The sequence below is a fragment of the uncultured Nonlabens sp. genome (assembly GCF_947495285.1).
GTDB lineage: Bacteria > Bacteroidota > Bacteroidia > Flavobacteriales > Flavobacteriaceae > Nonlabens.
The window spans coordinates 49,833-63,920 of sequence record NZ_CANLXZ010000001.1; the positions used below are offsets into that span (position 1 = coordinate 49,833).

Genomic DNA, 14,088 nt, shown 5'->3' on the forward strand with positions numbered 1-14,088 from the left:
CAATTTAAGGCGTGCAAAGGTACTTTTAAAACACGTAATTAAATAAGGAATGAGGACTTAATATGCTTTGGAGCGCGTTATAGTTCTAGGTAGAATGTAAACTTGAGAGCAAGGTTATCTGCAAAATCAGGTAAATGATAGGCTCCATAGCGATAACTAGCACTTAAACCGAACCCAAAGATGAGTTTATTCAATTCAAAACCACTTTCTAAATATCCTTTTTCTAGGGTGTTAAAGTTTATGTTTTCATGTCGTTGCTCGTTATCTAGATCACCCCATGCAGCTTTTGATATCAATACTAGTTCTGGCTGTAAAAAAGAGAATATTTTAAATGGGGCAAACCTGTGTTTTAACTGTCCTATTAAAAGTTTATCAGAGAAAAACTCATTAAAATACATGGTTTCAAAACTGCGTCTACCTGCTACAGAAAAACGCTGTAAGATCTCATCTTTATTAGGTGCGTTAGGGTAGGCATGATATAAGTGCGTTAATGGAATTTTTCCCGCGCTATAATGTCCTTCTAGCATAAAGTCTGTACTTGTTTTGTTAGGTCTTTTAATGGTGTACTCTGCTTTTCCAGATACTTTAAGGTAGTTAAAATCACTACCAGCAAGACCTTTTATTCCTTGTGTAATTTGCCCGCTTAAAATAGGGTAACCTTTTGTTATTTCTTGATAACCTTGCGGTGTGCGCATAAACTCACTGACAGGACTCCATCTCGCGCCTAGAGAAAGTTCTGATAATATATATTCAGAAAAAGGGTCTCCTGTTGGATTAAACTGGTAATTTGTTGTTTGAGTGATTCGCTTTCGCGAAAGCGAGACCTCACTAATCACAGATGGAAATAACCGTTGTTGTAATGACATACCGTATTGCTTATACAAGTAAAAGGTAGGTATATTAATTAATCTGGGTTCAAATAGAGAGTAGACTCTTGCGTCGGTTAGAAAACTCTCTGCAGCAAACTCGTTAATATCATCTTGTTTATAGATGTTTAACCAGGTATTCTTTTCTTTATTAATGCGGTAGCCTATTCCTATTTTATGTTTAAAAACTGCATCCTTAGTACCATAGGCTAGGTATCCATTAATTCTGAATTTCTCACTTAATTTTTCATTAGTCTGGCCGCCTATACCTATTCTAAAAGCTTCATAATCATTGAATTTAACTAAGTATTTTAAATCTATATCAAAGAAGCTGACAGGAAAATAACCAACCTTAAATTTATCTAGAGTTTCTAACTTGCGTGTGATTTTAGACGCTGCGACTATGCTGTCTAGATCCATGAACTCAGCCAGCTCTGTGGTAGAGAAGGCGTCATCACCACGATACTTATCCCAGTACTGTTCTTTTTGTGTTATAGCGCTGTCTTGTACTTCTATTTTAAGACCCTTTCTACCATAATTAGTTTCTTTATTGGTTTTAAAATTGGAGTTTATGGCTTCTATAATTAAATACAGTTCTTCAGAAGCGTTTTGATCATCACCTACTTTTTTTTCTATACCTACTTCTAGTCTTGCACCTAGTATTTCTAATTCTTTTCTGGTTTTCTCTTTTCTTACATAAAGTTTTCTAGAGCTATTTAACCATAGAGATGTGTTAGTGTCATAAATAAAATCATGGTATGCGATAATGTTAAGATCGCCTGCTTTCTTGAAAACAGCCTTTGCTACACCATTAGTCTCATGATCTATATATAAGGAGCCGTAAAATAATTGAGCTTCTTTTTTATATCTAGGAGTAAAGATAATCTTAGAAACAAGTCTGTTATTAATTATAGTGTCTTTGTCTATTTTAAAATCATATAAAGAAGGGGCCTTCTTATTAAGCGGACTTATAAACTCCTGATCAAATATAATGTAGGTGTTATCGTATATATTTTCTGATTGAAAATCGATATTATAAATAGGGTAGACTGGTTTTTTAAATCCAGGCATGTTTGCTCCAGTGATAATTTCTTTGTATCCTTCTATATCATCATATATATGTTGTGATGTTTTTTCGGCAAAGAAGACACCGGTTTTCTTAAGTGTTTTTCTTAATTCTGTTTTTTTATACCCAGGTCCGGTAAGAGCCTCTGGGTCTCCAGAAACCTTAAGGTTCTCATAAGCATCGTACTTGTAGAAGTTAAGTTTATGGGTAGGGTCATTTTTTTTTGAAGAGATTAATACCTTGGTTATTAAAATTTCGGCCTCTCTGCTACTTTGCTGTTGCGCAAACATACCAGTACATGACAGCAAAATAAAAATACCAATAACTAACTTCATAAAAATGATTTGCTTAGAAAATTTAAAAATAGAACAAGCGCAATTATAAAACTACGTACTCAGTAGAATATTGTGAGTATAAAAAAAGCCAGTCGTGACACTGGCTTGTTGTTAAATAGACAGCAATCTATTATACTTTCATGATTTCTTGTTCTTTAACTACTAGATGTGCGTCTATTTTAGCGACATACGTGTTAGTTAAATTTTGCACATCGTCTTCAGCATTTTTAAGTAAATCCTCAGAAATATCGAGTTTCTTAAGATCATTCATAGCCACCTTGCGGTCGTTACGTACCCCTATTTTTGCTTCTTCACCTTCGGCCTTTGCTTGTTTTGCAAGATCTCTACGTCTTTCTTCTGTTAGAGCAGGTACGTTTATAATAACGCTCTCTCCATTATTCATAGGGTTTAAACCTAGATTTGCATACATGATTCCTTTTTCAATTTCGGTAATCATACCTTTCTCCCATGGTTGTATGGATAAGGTGCGAGCGTCTGGAGTAGACACGTTTGCTACCTGTGATAATGGTGTCTGGCTGCCATAGTAGTCTACCATCACAGTGCTTAACATGGCAGGAGATGCTTTTCCTGCACGTATACTTAAAAGTTCTTTTTCTAAGTGTGTGATAGCGTTATCCATGTTTTCTTTGGCGCTATCTAGTATAAAATTAATTTCTTCAGTCATCACTAGTATTTTTATAATATGCTGTGCAAATATATTGCCGTTTTTAAAGTTGTACTTTAGTTCCTATATTTTCACCACTTAATAGCTTAATTAAGTTGCCATTTGTGTTCATGTCAAAAACAATGATAGGTAATTCATTTTCTTGACTCAAAGTAAATGCCGTAGTATCCATTACTTTAAGACCTTTGCTCAACACATCGTCAAAGGTTATGAAATCAAATTTAGTTGCTGAGGCATCTTTTTCTGGGTCTGCTGTGTAAATTCCATCTACACGAGTACCTTTAAGAATAACGTCTGCCTCTATTTCTATAGCTCTAAGCACAGCAGCACTGTCTGTAGTGAAATAGGGATTACCTGTTCCACCACCGAAAATTACCACGCGTCCCTTCTCTAAATGTCTCATCGCCTTGCGACGTATAAAAGGCTCTGCTACTTCATTGATCTTAATCGCGGTCTGTAATCGAGTCGGTACACCGGCATCTTCTAGAGCGCTTTGCAGTGCAAGACCATTAATTACGGTTGCTAGCATTCCCATGTGGTCACCTTGTACACGATCCATTCCATTACTTGCACCAGCGACACCTCTAAAGATGTTACCACCACCTATAACTATTGCTACCTCTATACCTAGGTCGGTAACTTCTTTAATTTCCTCTGCATATTCTGCAAGGCGTTTAGGGTCTATACCGTACTGACGCTCACCCATTAAGGCCTCACCAGATAGTTTTAATAAAATGCGATTGTATTTCATGACATAGTTGTGTGTGCTGCAAATATAAATGAATTAGAAATCCTATTAAATATTTATTTAACGTGAGTTCTATCTATATAAAACAGGACACTTGTTCTAACTAATAATATGCGAGGTAAATTAGAAAGAAATAGCTCGTTTATTGCCGTCTCATTCCAGTTAGGTATGCCCTTGATCCTAATGAATAGATTCTTGCTGGTAGATAAGTAGGACTTATGATTGATCCATAAATGTAGTATTGATTATGTTTGACTTTTTTGTTAATGTAATTAGGTCTAGTTCTGGTTATAGGTATCGCTTTCGCGAAAGCGATACAACGACAAGCATGGCTATATTTTATAATAAGCTGTAAATAGAAGCAATTTAGTAGTATGTAGATGGTTTTCTAAATACTTGATATTTAGGAAATTATATTAAAACTAAGATTTAGGCACAAAACCTATCTTTGCAATCTAAATATCTACCTTATGTTCCAGTTGGGAAAAACCATTGTGTCAGACGATCTTCTAGAAAAAGACTTTGTATGTAATCTCACAGCATGCAAGGGAATTTGTTGTGTAGCAGGAGAGGCCGGCGCCCCTCTAGAACAAAAGGAGCTAGATATACTAGATCGTGAATATGAGAAAATAAAGCCCTATTTGCGTCCAGAAGGTATAGCGGTTATAGAAGAGCAAGGCACATGGATAGAACGTGAGAATGGAGAGTTAGAAACTCCTCTTGTTAATAATGAAGAGTGTGTTTATGCGACTTTTAAAGAGGATGGTACAGCATTATGCGGTATAGAGTCTGCTTATAGAGATGGTAAAACTACTTTTTACAAACCTATATCTTGTCATTTGTATCCTGTGCGTATACAGGAATATACAGATTTTAAAGCTGTAAATTATCACAAATGGGATATTTGTGACGACGCATGTACATTAGGTAAAGAATTAGGCGTGCCAGTTTATAAATTCTTGAAAGAGCCGCTTACCAGAAAATTTGGTCAGGAATGGTATTCAGAATTAGAAGAAATCGCAAAGGATTTTTAAAGTCTTAATTCAAAATCTGCGTTTTTAAAGAGCGTTTTTCCATAGATCTACTTTTATGAAACCGTGAATAACTTCTTACAAAAAAAGGCTAAATGCACGTAGGAAAAATCCTTAAATCACGGCTCAGTAGTGATAAAATAAGTGATTTAACATTTTTAAATTGGGTGAAAAACCACTCATCGAAATAAAATGTTAAACACTTGTAAATCAAATTTTTGAGTTAAATAATTAACAATAGTTCGATGTTGAAAACTTGTGAAAAAGGCAAATGTTAAAGCTTTCATATCGCCTCAAAATTGAGCCATCTTTGTAACCCTTAAGTTTTAAGAATTTAACGAGATAAATAAAGGCCATATGCAGACGACTCCAGAACCTATATTACAAGAGAATCCAGATAGATTTGTTATTTTTCCTATTCAACATGATGATTTATGGGAATGGTATAAAAAGCAGCAGGCGTGTATCTGGACGGCAGAGGAAATCGATTTGCAAGTTGATATTACCGACTGGGAACACTCTCTTAATTCTGATGAGCGTTATTTCATAAAACACATTCTTGCTTTTTTTGCGGCAAGTGATGGTATTGTAAATGAGAATCTAGCAGAGAACTTTGTAAATGAAGTCCAGTATTCTGAAGCTAAGTTTTTCTATGGTTTCCAGATTATGATGGAAAACATACACTCAGAGACCTATTCTCTTCTCATTGATACATATGTAAAAGACGACACAGAAAAAGACCAGCTTTTTAGAGCTATAGAAAATTTTCCTGCAATTAAATTAAAAGCAGAGTGGGCGATGAAATGGATAGATAGTCCATCATTTGCAGAGCGTCTTATTGCCTTTGCAGCAGTAGAAGGTATTTTCTTCTCTGGTGCTTTTTGCTCTATTTACTGGTTAAAGAAGCGCGGTTTAATGCCAGGTCTTACTTTTTCTAATGAATTGATATCTCGTGACGAGGGTATGCACTGCGATTTTGCAGTACACCTGCACAATCATCACCTTGTTAACAAAGTGCCTAAAGAACGTATCACAGAAATTATCGTGGACGCTCTAAATATAGAACGCGAGTTCATTACAGAATCATTACCTGCCAGCTTAATAGGTATGAATGCAAAATTAATGACTCAATACCTAGAGTTTGTAACAGACCGTTTACTTGTAGAATTAGAATGTGAGCCAGTTTACAATGTGACTAATCCGTTTGATTTTATGGATCTTATAGGTATGGAAGGTAAGACCAATTTCTTTGAAAAAAGAGTAGGTGAGTACCAGAAGGCTGGTGTTATGAATAGTACTAAAGATGATAAGGATTCTATGGATTCTTTTTCTTTAGATGCTGATTTCTAGACCGCAATAACGTTACGACTTAAAACGGTAACAGTCGCCCCATTATAGATTACTGAAAATATATCAAGATATTTTCACTTATGTTAACCCAATTACAAGAGAAAGGGACTAGAATTCTTATCTCTTAACCCAAATAAAAAAGTTCAATATGTTTGTAGTAAAAAGAGACGGTCACAAAGAGCCAGTGATGTTTGATAAAATCACAGCAAGAGTGCGTAAATTATGTTACGGTTTAAGTAATCATGTAGACCCAGTAAAAGTAGCTATGCGTGTAATCGATGGTTTGTATGACGGTGTTACTACTAGTGAACTTGATAATCTAGCTGCAGAGACTGCAGCAACCATGACCACTGCACATCCAGATTATGCACGTCTTGCCGCGCGTGTCTCTGTTTCTAACTTGCATAAGAATACAAAAAAAACCTTTACTGACGTAGTAACAGACCTATATCAATACGTAAACCCACGTACCGAAAAGGCTGCACCTATGATCTCTGACGAGGTGTATAAAGTAATACAAGATAATGCAGACCGTTTGAACTCGGCTATTATCTATAATCGTGATTTTGGGTACGATTACTTTGGGTTTAAAACATTAGAACGTAGTTATTTATTAAAAATTAACGGTAAAATTGCAGAGCGTCCGCAACATATGTTAATGCGTGTCTCTGTAGGTATTCATACCGACGATTTAGACGCTGCGATAGAGACCTATGAACTAATGTCCAAAAAGTTCTTTACACACGCAACACCTACCTTATTTAATGCAGGTACGCCTAAACCTCAAATGTCCTCTTGTTTCTTATTAACCATGCAAGATGATAGTATAGAAGGAATTTATGATACCTTAAAGCAAACAGCAAAGATTTCTCAAAGTGCTGGCGGTATAGGATTATCTATTCACAACATACGCGCAAGAGGTTCTTACATAGGTGGTACTAACGGTACATCAAATGGTATTGTACCTATGCTTAAAGTTTATAATGACACAGCGCGTTATGTAGATCAAGGTGGAGGAAAACGTAAAGGTTCTTTTGCTATTTATATGGAGCCATGGCACGCAGATATCTTTGATTTCCTCGATCTTAAAAAGAACCACGGTAAAGAAGAAATGCGAGCACGCGACTTGTTCTATGCCATGTGGATTTCTGATCTTTTTATGAAAAGAGTAGAGACTAACGATACATGGACATTAATGTGTCCACACGAGTGCCCAGATCTTTATAACCTACATGGAGACCAGTTTGAAGCACTTTATACTAAATATGAACAAGAAGGAAAAGGTCGCAAAACCATTCAGGCTCGTGAATTATGGGATAAGATACTAGAGTCTCAAATTGAGACCGGTACACCATATATGTTATATAAAGATGCGGCAAATACAAAGTCTAATCAAAAGAATTTAGGTACCATAAGGTCTTCAAACCTGTGTACAGAGATCATGGAGTACACATCTCCAGATGAGGTAGCAGTATGTAACCTAGCCTCTATTGCATTACCTATGTTCATTAAAAATGGTGCCTTTGATCATAAAGCATTATATAAAGTAACAAAAAGAGTCACTCGCAACCTTAATAAAGTTATCGATCGCAACTATTACCCAGTGGTAGAGGCAAAAAATTCTAACATGCGTCACAGACCAGTAGGATTAGGTATTCAAGGTCTAGCAGATGCTTTTATCATGTTACGTCTTCCATTTACCAGCGACCAGGCAAAGAAATTAAACTCAGAGATCTTTGAGACCCTATACTTTGCAGCTTGCGAGGCCTCCATGGAAATGGCACAAGAAGAAGGTCCATATTCTACATTTGCCGGTTCACCTATGTCAAAAGGAGAATTTCAGTACAACATGTGGAATGTAAACGATACAGATCTAAGCGGTAGATGGAACTGGGCAGACCTAAGAACTAAGGTAATGGAACACGGTGTGAGAAATTCACTACTAGTAGCACCTATGCCTACCGCAAGTACCTCTCAAATTCTGGGGAATAATGAGGCATTTGAGCCTTATACATCAAATATTTACACACGTAGAACACTCTCTGGCGAATTTATTGTAGTAAACAAACACTTACTTAAAGACCTTGTTGATCTAGGACTTTGGGATGATAATTTGAAGAATGCCATCATGAGAAATAACGGTTCTATACAGGCTATAGAAGGTATTCCAGCAAACATTAAGGAGCTTTATAGAACAGTATGGGAATTAAAAATGAAAGACATTATAGATATGTCTCGCGATAGAGGTTTCTTTATCGACCAGTCGCAATCCTTAAACCTCTTCATGGAAAACGTGACTACTTCTAAGCTTACCTCTATGCACTTCTATGCCTGGAAAAGTGGTTTAAAAACAGGAATGTATTACCTAAGGACAAAGGCAGCCGTTGATGCAATTAAATTTACAGTAAAAAAGGAAAAGAAAGCAGCTACTGCACCTGTAGATACTTCTGTTCTTAATACAACAGCGCCTGCACAAGCAGCGAGTACGCTAAGAGCCCAACAGCAAGCGTCACAACCAGCTCCAGAGCAGTCTCAATCCTTAGTTGTAGAAGATAGTTCTACAGCTGCTGCAAATGTGATCAATCAAAAGCAACAAGTCGTGAATGCTAATGTGATTACAGATAATGAAGAAATGACTGCCGATGAATATAAATTAATCCTGCAACGTGCAAAAGACGCCGCTAGTAATGGTGACGACTGTGAAATGTGCGGTTCATAATTTTTACTACTATAACTAAAACGTTTAAAAGCCTAATCCTATGATTGGGCTTTTTTATGTTCTATAGTTTCGCTTTCGCGAAAGCGGAATGATTAAAAATTCACTTACCTATTCTTAAAATATTTCAATAGTTTTTTAATATCTTTATTGACAATAAGTATAAATCAAGGGTCAAAAATTAGTTTTACTCACAAAAAAATTAGGATTTTTCTTAGTTTCTTAGTTTCTTAGTTTCTTCGTACTCATATTAATCAATTAAAACATTTTATTATTAAAAAATTAGTTTTTGCAGCACTGGCTGGAGTATTTATGATGAGTAATGGGTTTTCATCTTTTGATGATTTGAGCGATAACTCGTTAGTAGAAGGTAATGATTTTGAATTATTAGAAAAAGTTCAAGGGGAAACCGTAATGATCTATGAATCAAATCTTGAAATGTTTACATGCAGAGTTTGGACTAGCCTCACAGTAGTTGATTTTGAAGGAAACAGCACTAGACTTTGGGAAGGTTGGGTAAGCCATCCTGACAGTTATGATGCATGTGGTGGAACTGAGTTAACTGTGATCAGGTTAAGATAATATAGGTTAATTTGAAGCTACAAATAAGCATTCTCGCTCTCATTCTTTTTTGTTCATCAAATGCGCAAGAGATAAAGGATTACAAAACAATAAAATATCAGGTTTCCTTCTCAAATTCAACTCATATTATTGCTCAATCTATTCTTTATTTTAATGACTCTGTTTCTTTTTACGTTCCTAGTTATAAGACAAAACTTGAAGTTAATAACAATAAAAAGGAAGTTGATTTAAATCTACGATGTAAAAATTGGATTAAGACACAAACTAATAGGAATGAGTTATGGATTCAATCAAATATTGCACATGATTCTTATTTAGTACTAGATAATACCATAGATCATAAATGGACATTAATGGAAGATCAAAAGTTAATTGGTAACCTATTGTGTCATAAGGCTATGACTGAATTTAGAGGCAGGAAATATATAGCATGGTTTACTCATTATAAAGAAAAAGTTGGGCCTTGGAAATTTCACGGTTTACCAGGTATAATATTACATTTATATGAAGCTGATTTCTACGTATCTTATGAAGCTGTAAGCATTGATTTAAAAAAGAATGAAAATAAAAGGACTTTTAAATCTTGTGGAGAAAAACTTGATATAAAGGCTTTCGTTTCAATAAAGGAAGAAATAGAAGTTAGTAAATATTTAGAAATATTAAAGTCGAGATTACCCAAAGGAGCACGAATTGAGTCAGGTAAAAAACTAAATCGATTCGATTCTAACGTACAGGAACTTATTTTTGAATGGGAAACTCAAAATGAAAAAAAGTAAGTCTAAACTTATTACGTATTCAATGAAAAAGACCTCAACAGGTCTTTTTCTATTTTTCACCTGCAGCACTCTTAATTCTCAAATATCTGTTACGGTAACTTATGCGCAGCAAGAACCTGTTGTTGTAATTCTTAAAACGGCACAAGGCATTAGTATTGTGGCTTTTACACAAACTGATAAACCAGTTTTTATATAACTGTAAAGAGAGTAGCGTTGCAGACTTTTACATTTAATTTAACTAACGATAATAAGATTACTCACAAAAAATTAGGATTTTTCTTAGTTTCTTAGTTTCTTAGTTTATTCGTACTCATATTAATCAATTAAAACATTTTATTATGAGAAAATTAGTTTTTGCATCACTTGCTGGAGTATTTATGTTGAGTAGTGGGTTTTCTACTTTCAACGATTCTTCTATTACATTAACGACTGACTCGAATTCAATAGACATGGAAAAGGTTGAATTAATTAAAGAATGTCATTTAGTCGTTAAAGGAACAATAGATGGAAAGGAAATTGATCTTGATATTACGTTTACTAGCGATTCTGGAAGTTGTATTAAAGATTCAATAGCAATGGTTAAAGAAATCGCTGCAAATAAATAAGTTTAAATAATCATATATGAAAAGTTTACTATTAACATTAGCATTTTGTATTTTTAGCACCGTATCTTTTGCAACTACAATTAATAAAGAAGTTCTTTCCAAGAACTCATTAGATTTGGAAATTCTAGATTACCAAAAACGTGATCAATCCGTTTTTCAAATCGAGAGTTCAGATGTTATGGACTGCACAGTAACGATTAGCGGAACATTTGACGGTGTTGAAGTTGAATTAGAGATTACAATAGAAGATGTTACCTACTTAGGCTGCGGCATTCTTAAAGCTAAAGTGGCTGCTGCCGTTTTAGTAATGCAAGACTAGATTATTTAATTAAAAGACTAAATTATTTTATTAAAGGTGGAACCGTGAAAGGTTTCACCTTTTAAAATTTATTATATTGAAAACTACAATTCTAATTTTATTTTTCTCATTTATTGGATTAATTAGTAAAGGCCAAAATGACAATCAACTATTTGTGACTTATCATTTTTTAAATTTTAAGAATAATAAAGACCAAAAAATAAATTTGTTAATAAGCCCTGACGATTCTTTTTCAGAATTTATTGAACATAAAGCAATAGGAAAAACTGATGGTTATAATGAAGAAGAAAATTCTTATAGTTTCAGAATCGAGTCAAATGATAGCATAGGTAAACAATATTATAATAACGGAAAACAGATTGTTTTTAGAGATTTTGTTTACAATGATGGTTCTCTAATTCCAGTAGTTGTCACTGAGCAAACTCCTAAATTAAATTGGATACTTACCAATGAGCAAAAGAAAATAGGATCCTTTAATTGCAAAAAAGCCAAACTAGATTTTAGAGGTAGGTTTTATGAAGTTTGGTATTCCCTGGATATTCCAACTATGTTTGGACCATGGAAATTTCAAGGTTTACCTGGCTTAATTATACAAGCTTCTACACTAGACCTAAGTATTAGTTTCACGCTTTCAGAATTAAAATATTTAGATGAATTTGAGCCTTTATCAGTTCCTAAAATTGGAAAAAAAATTACTTTCGATCAATATGTTAAGTATAAAGAGAACGCTGTAAAAAATTATATTGATAGAATTAAGGCTAAACTACCTAGAGGTGCAAGAGTCAAAACAAATAGTATTAAGGATAATAACTTGGAAATTAATTTCAAATAAATTTTTGTTTTAAATTATTTTTACGGTTTTGCCGACTGAATCCAAAATCAAAAAGACCCCAACAGGTCTTTTTCTATTTTTCACCTCCTTTATTTCCACTGCACAAATATCTGGTATAGCAGTAAATGAAAAGAAAGAACCAGTGGCCTTTGCAACTGTGATTCTTAAAACAGTTCAAGACAGCAGTATTGTTGCTTTTACACAAACTGATAAACCAGTATTTTATATAACTGTAAAGCGAGCAGCGTTGCAGACTTTTACATTTAATTTAACTAACGATAATAAGATTACTCAAAAAAAATTAGGATTTTTCTTAGTTTCTTAGTTTCTTAGTTTCTTAGTTTCTTCGTACTCATATTAATCAATTAAAACATTTTATTATGAGAAAATTGTTATTAGCTTTAACAGTTGTAGCTTCATTAGGTTTAATGAGTTTTACAAGTCCAATGGAACAAGCGGAAGGTGAAACATCATTAGAGGTTTTTTATGAATTTCAAACAATTGTAGATCAAAATGGATTGGAAACTTGTCAAGCAAGGGCTTGTTTTCAAACGTCAGAGACTACTAGAACTTGTACCGAATGGATTGATGTTCCATGTAATGGAAAAGGAACTTTAGAGATTAAGAAGATAGCTTAAGTTCAACATTTCTTAATTAACATCACCGAAAAAAATATTTTGGTGATGTTTTTAATTTATTTAATTATGAAAAATTTAAATATTTTTTTTCTCGTAATATTTGCTTGTAATTCAATTATGATGTTCGGTCAAAAAAATGTCCAAGGCAAAATAGTTTACGAACAAAGAATAGAATCTGCTAACTATTTAAAAAGTTACAATTTATATTTTGATTCAGAAAAATCATACTATGAGGAAAAAGTAAAAGCAAATTTAGAAAAAAGTGAAACAAAAGAAGAAGATGGTACGACCTTCTATGCCACAAGGGATAATAAAAAGCCTCAATTCTATTTTAATTCTACAGATAAAGGATTCTTCTTTAGTGAAGTTATTTTGAATAAGCACCTATTTGTAAAAGAAGATTTTAAGTTAAAGTGGGAACTAAGTAATGAAATTAAATCAATAGGGGAATATAAATGCCAGAAAGCAACTACTAATTTTAGAGGTAGAAAATACACGGTGTGGTATACAACCGAAATACCAGTTGTCTTTGGTCCATGGAAATTACATGGTTTAAGTGGTTTAATATTGCAGGCACACGACGATAAAAATTATTTTCAAATAAATGTGAAAAATATTAGTGTGAATAGCGATTCTCAGATGAAGGTTACTGATTTTTCGGAAGAAGATTTAAGTACTGCTATGTCAGTTCCAGTTTTTATTGAAACTAAAATTAAATTACAAGAAGAATTTATAGCCAAACTTTCAAGCAGGCTTCCACAAGGTGCCGCTCCTCTTCAAATAGATAAAAACTGTAAAGATTGCGGTGAGGAATTAGAATACTTCGAAGAAAAATAATATTTCGACATCTTGACAATAACTTTTTTAATTAACCGACAAAAGAAAAAGACCCTAATCAGTCTTTTTCTATTTTTCACCTCCTTTATTTCCACTGCACAAATATCTGGTATAGCAGTAAATGAAAAGAAAGAACCAGTAGCCTTTGCAACTGTGATTTTTAAAACAGTTCAAGACAGTAGTATTGTGGCTTTTACTCAAATTGATAAACCAGTATGTATATAACTGTAAAGAAAGCAGCGTTACAGACTTTTATATTTAATTTAACTAATGATAATAAGATTACTCAAAAAAAATTAGGATTTTTCTTAGTTTCTTAGTTTCTTAGTTTCTTAGTTTCTTAGTTTCTTAGTTTCTTAGTTTCTTAGTTTCTTAGTTTCTTAGTGCTCATATTAATCAATTAAAATATTTTATTATGAGAAAATTAGTTTTTGCAGCACTTGCTGGAGTATTTATGTTGAGTAGTGGGTTTTCTGTAGGAAGATCTTCTGAAAGTTTAGTAGGTTTTGAGTCTTTTAAATTGGAAGATTTTGGAACTTGTAACATAGAGATTGTTAATAGAAGGACTGGTGAAGTTGTTTACTCTATTTCATTACCGGCAAATACACCAGAGGTTTGCACGGAAATGGGTAAGCGCACATTAGCGGCATTTATTAAAGGTAACCTATAGTAATTAATGTAAAGACTTGTGAAATGCTCTTT

Annotated in this window: 17 protein-coding genes; 14 read left to right on the forward strand and 3 right to left on the reverse strand. The window is 33.7% G+C overall.

Annotation, left to right across the window (positions count from 1 at the left end):
• Nucleotides 1-77: 77 nt before the first annotated feature.
• The 3 genes from Q0838_RS00235 to pyrH form a co-directional block, all read right to left on the reverse strand.
• Nucleotides 78-2,267: a DUF5686 family protein gene (locus Q0838_RS00235; protein WP_298949963.1), complete on the reverse strand. Its 2,190-nt coding sequence runs from the start codon at nucleotides 2,265-2,267 to the stop codon at nucleotides 78-80.
• A 130-nt stretch (nucleotides 2,268-2,397) separates the two neighbouring features.
• Nucleotides 2,398-2,952 carry a ribosome recycling factor gene (frr, locus tag Q0838_RS00240; RefSeq protein ID WP_298949966.1) on the reverse strand — a complete coding sequence of 185 codons (555 nt, stop codon included), beginning with the start codon at nucleotides 2,950-2,952 and terminating at the stop codon, nucleotides 2,398-2,400.
• A 43-nt stretch (nucleotides 2,953-2,995) separates the two neighbouring features.
• The gene (pyrH, locus tag Q0838_RS00245; protein ID WP_298949969.1) at nucleotides 2,996-3,703 is read right to left on the reverse strand and encodes a UMP kinase; all 708 of its coding nucleotides are present in this window, start codon (nucleotides 3,701-3,703) and stop codon (nucleotides 2,996-2,998) included.
• Nucleotides 3,704-4,170: 467 nt separating this feature from the next.
• Between pyrH and Q0838_RS00250 the strand changes: the two genes are divergently transcribed.
• The 14 genes from Q0838_RS00250 to Q0838_RS00315 all read left to right on the forward strand — a co-directional run bounded on the left by Q0838_RS00250 (nucleotide 4,171) and on the right by Q0838_RS00315 (nucleotide 14,056).
• Entirely contained in the window at nucleotides 4,171-4,734 is a 564-nt protein-coding gene (locus Q0838_RS00250; protein ID WP_298949971.1) for a DUF3109 family protein, read from the forward strand.
• A gap of 354 nt (nucleotides 4,735-5,088) precedes the next feature.
• Nucleotides 5,089-6,081, forward strand: coding sequence for a ribonucleotide-diphosphate reductase subunit beta (locus Q0838_RS00255; RefSeq protein WP_298949974.1), 993 nt, complete (start codon nucleotides 5,089-5,091; stop codon nucleotides 6,079-6,081).
• 148 nt (nucleotides 6,082-6,229) lie between these two features.
• Complete coding sequence (locus Q0838_RS00260; RefSeq protein ID WP_298949977.1) at nucleotides 6,230-8,800, forward strand: ribonucleoside-diphosphate reductase subunit alpha; 2,571 nt, start codon at nucleotides 6,230-6,232, stop codon at nucleotides 8,798-8,800.
• A gap of 312 nt (nucleotides 8,801-9,112) precedes the next feature.
• Nucleotides 9,113-9,379 carry a hypothetical protein gene (locus Q0838_RS00265; protein ID WP_298949980.1) on the forward strand — a complete coding sequence of 89 codons (267 nt, stop codon included), beginning with the start codon at nucleotides 9,113-9,115 and terminating at the stop codon, nucleotides 9,377-9,379.
• Between the two features lie 11 nt (nucleotides 9,380-9,390).
• Nucleotides 9,391-10,155, forward strand: coding sequence for a GLPGLI family protein (locus Q0838_RS00270; RefSeq protein WP_298949983.1), 765 nt, complete (start codon nucleotides 9,391-9,393; stop codon nucleotides 10,153-10,155).
• 22 nt (nucleotides 10,156-10,177) lie between these two features.
• Entirely contained in the window at nucleotides 10,178-10,351 is a 174-nt protein-coding gene (locus Q0838_RS00275) for a hypothetical protein (protein ID WP_298949985.1), read from the forward strand.
• A 142-nt stretch (nucleotides 10,352-10,493) separates the two neighbouring features.
• Entirely contained in the window at nucleotides 10,494-10,760 is a 267-nt protein-coding gene (locus tag Q0838_RS00280) for a hypothetical protein (protein WP_298949988.1), read from the forward strand.
• Between the two features lie 16 nt (nucleotides 10,761-10,776).
• A complete protein-coding gene (locus Q0838_RS00285; protein ID WP_298949991.1) occupies nucleotides 10,777-11,079 on the forward strand; it encodes a hypothetical protein in 303 nt (100 codons plus the stop codon).
• A 76-nt stretch (nucleotides 11,080-11,155) separates the two neighbouring features.
• A complete protein-coding gene (locus tag Q0838_RS00290) occupies nucleotides 11,156-11,911 on the forward strand; it encodes a GLPGLI family protein (RefSeq protein WP_298949994.1) in 756 nt (251 codons plus the stop codon).
• Between the two features lie 28 nt (nucleotides 11,912-11,939).
• On the forward strand, nucleotides 11,940-12,236 hold the full coding sequence (locus Q0838_RS00295; RefSeq protein WP_298949997.1) for a hypothetical protein: 297 nt from the start codon (nucleotides 11,940-11,942) through the stop codon (nucleotides 12,234-12,236).
• A 55-nt stretch (nucleotides 12,237-12,291) separates the two neighbouring features.
• Nucleotides 12,292-12,549: a hypothetical protein gene (locus Q0838_RS00300; protein WP_298950000.1), complete on the forward strand. Its 258-nt coding sequence runs from the start codon at nucleotides 12,292-12,294 to the stop codon at nucleotides 12,547-12,549.
• A 66-nt stretch (nucleotides 12,550-12,615) separates the two neighbouring features.
• Entirely contained in the window at nucleotides 12,616-13,386 is a 771-nt protein-coding gene (locus Q0838_RS00305; protein WP_298950003.1) for a GLPGLI family protein, read from the forward strand.
• A 12-nt stretch (nucleotides 13,387-13,398) separates the two neighbouring features.
• Nucleotides 13,399-13,611 carry a hypothetical protein gene (locus Q0838_RS00310; RefSeq protein WP_298950006.1) on the forward strand — a complete coding sequence of 71 codons (213 nt, stop codon included), beginning with the start codon at nucleotides 13,399-13,401 and terminating at the stop codon, nucleotides 13,609-13,611.
• A 190-nt stretch (nucleotides 13,612-13,801) separates the two neighbouring features.
• Complete coding sequence (locus tag Q0838_RS00315; protein ID WP_298950010.1) at nucleotides 13,802-14,056, forward strand: hypothetical protein; 255 nt, start codon at nucleotides 13,802-13,804, stop codon at nucleotides 14,054-14,056.
• The last annotated feature ends 32 nt before the right edge of the window (nucleotides 14,057-14,088 follow it).

Coding starts and splice junctions, on each gene's coding strand:
- Q0838_RS00305 (WP_298950003.1), top strand. CDS start 12,616: ATGAAAAATTTAAATATTTTTTTTCTCGTAATATTTGCTTGTAATTCA.
- Q0838_RS00285 (WP_298949991.1), top strand. CDS start 10,777: ATGAAAAGTTTACTATTAACATTAGCATTTTGTATTTTTAGCACCGTA.
- Q0838_RS00315 (WP_298950010.1), top strand. CDS start 13,802: ATGAGAAAATTAGTTTTTGCAGCACTTGCTGGAGTATTTATGTTGAGT.
- frr (WP_298949966.1), bottom strand. CDS start 2,952: ATGACTGAAGAAATTAATTTTATACTAGATAGCGCCAAAGAAAACATG.
- Q0838_RS00255 (WP_298949974.1), top strand. CDS start 5,089: ATGCAGACGACTCCAGAACCTATATTACAAGAGAATCCAGATAGATTT.
- Q0838_RS00300 (WP_298950000.1), top strand. CDS start 12,292: ATGAGAAAATTGTTATTAGCTTTAACAGTTGTAGCTTCATTAGGTTTA.
- pyrH (WP_298949969.1), bottom strand. CDS start 3,703: ATGAAATACAATCGCATTTTATTAAAACTATCTGGTGAGGCCTTAATG.
- Q0838_RS00280 (WP_298949988.1), top strand. CDS start 10,494: ATGAGAAAATTAGTTTTTGCATCACTTGCTGGAGTATTTATGTTGAGT.
- Q0838_RS00235 (WP_298949963.1), bottom strand. CDS start 2,267: ATGAAGTTAGTTATTGGTATTTTTATTTTGCTGTCATGTACTGGTATG.
- Q0838_RS00275 (WP_298949985.1), top strand. CDS start 10,178: ATGAAAAAGACCTCAACAGGTCTTTTTCTATTTTTCACCTGCAGCACT.
- Q0838_RS00260 (WP_298949977.1), top strand. CDS start 6,230: ATGTTTGTAGTAAAAAGAGACGGTCACAAAGAGCCAGTGATGTTTGAT.
- Q0838_RS00250 (WP_298949971.1), top strand. CDS start 4,171: ATGTTCCAGTTGGGAAAAACCATTGTGTCAGACGATCTTCTAGAAAAA.
- Q0838_RS00265 (WP_298949980.1), top strand. CDS start 9,113: ATGAGTAATGGGTTTTCATCTTTTGATGATTTGAGCGATAACTCGTTA.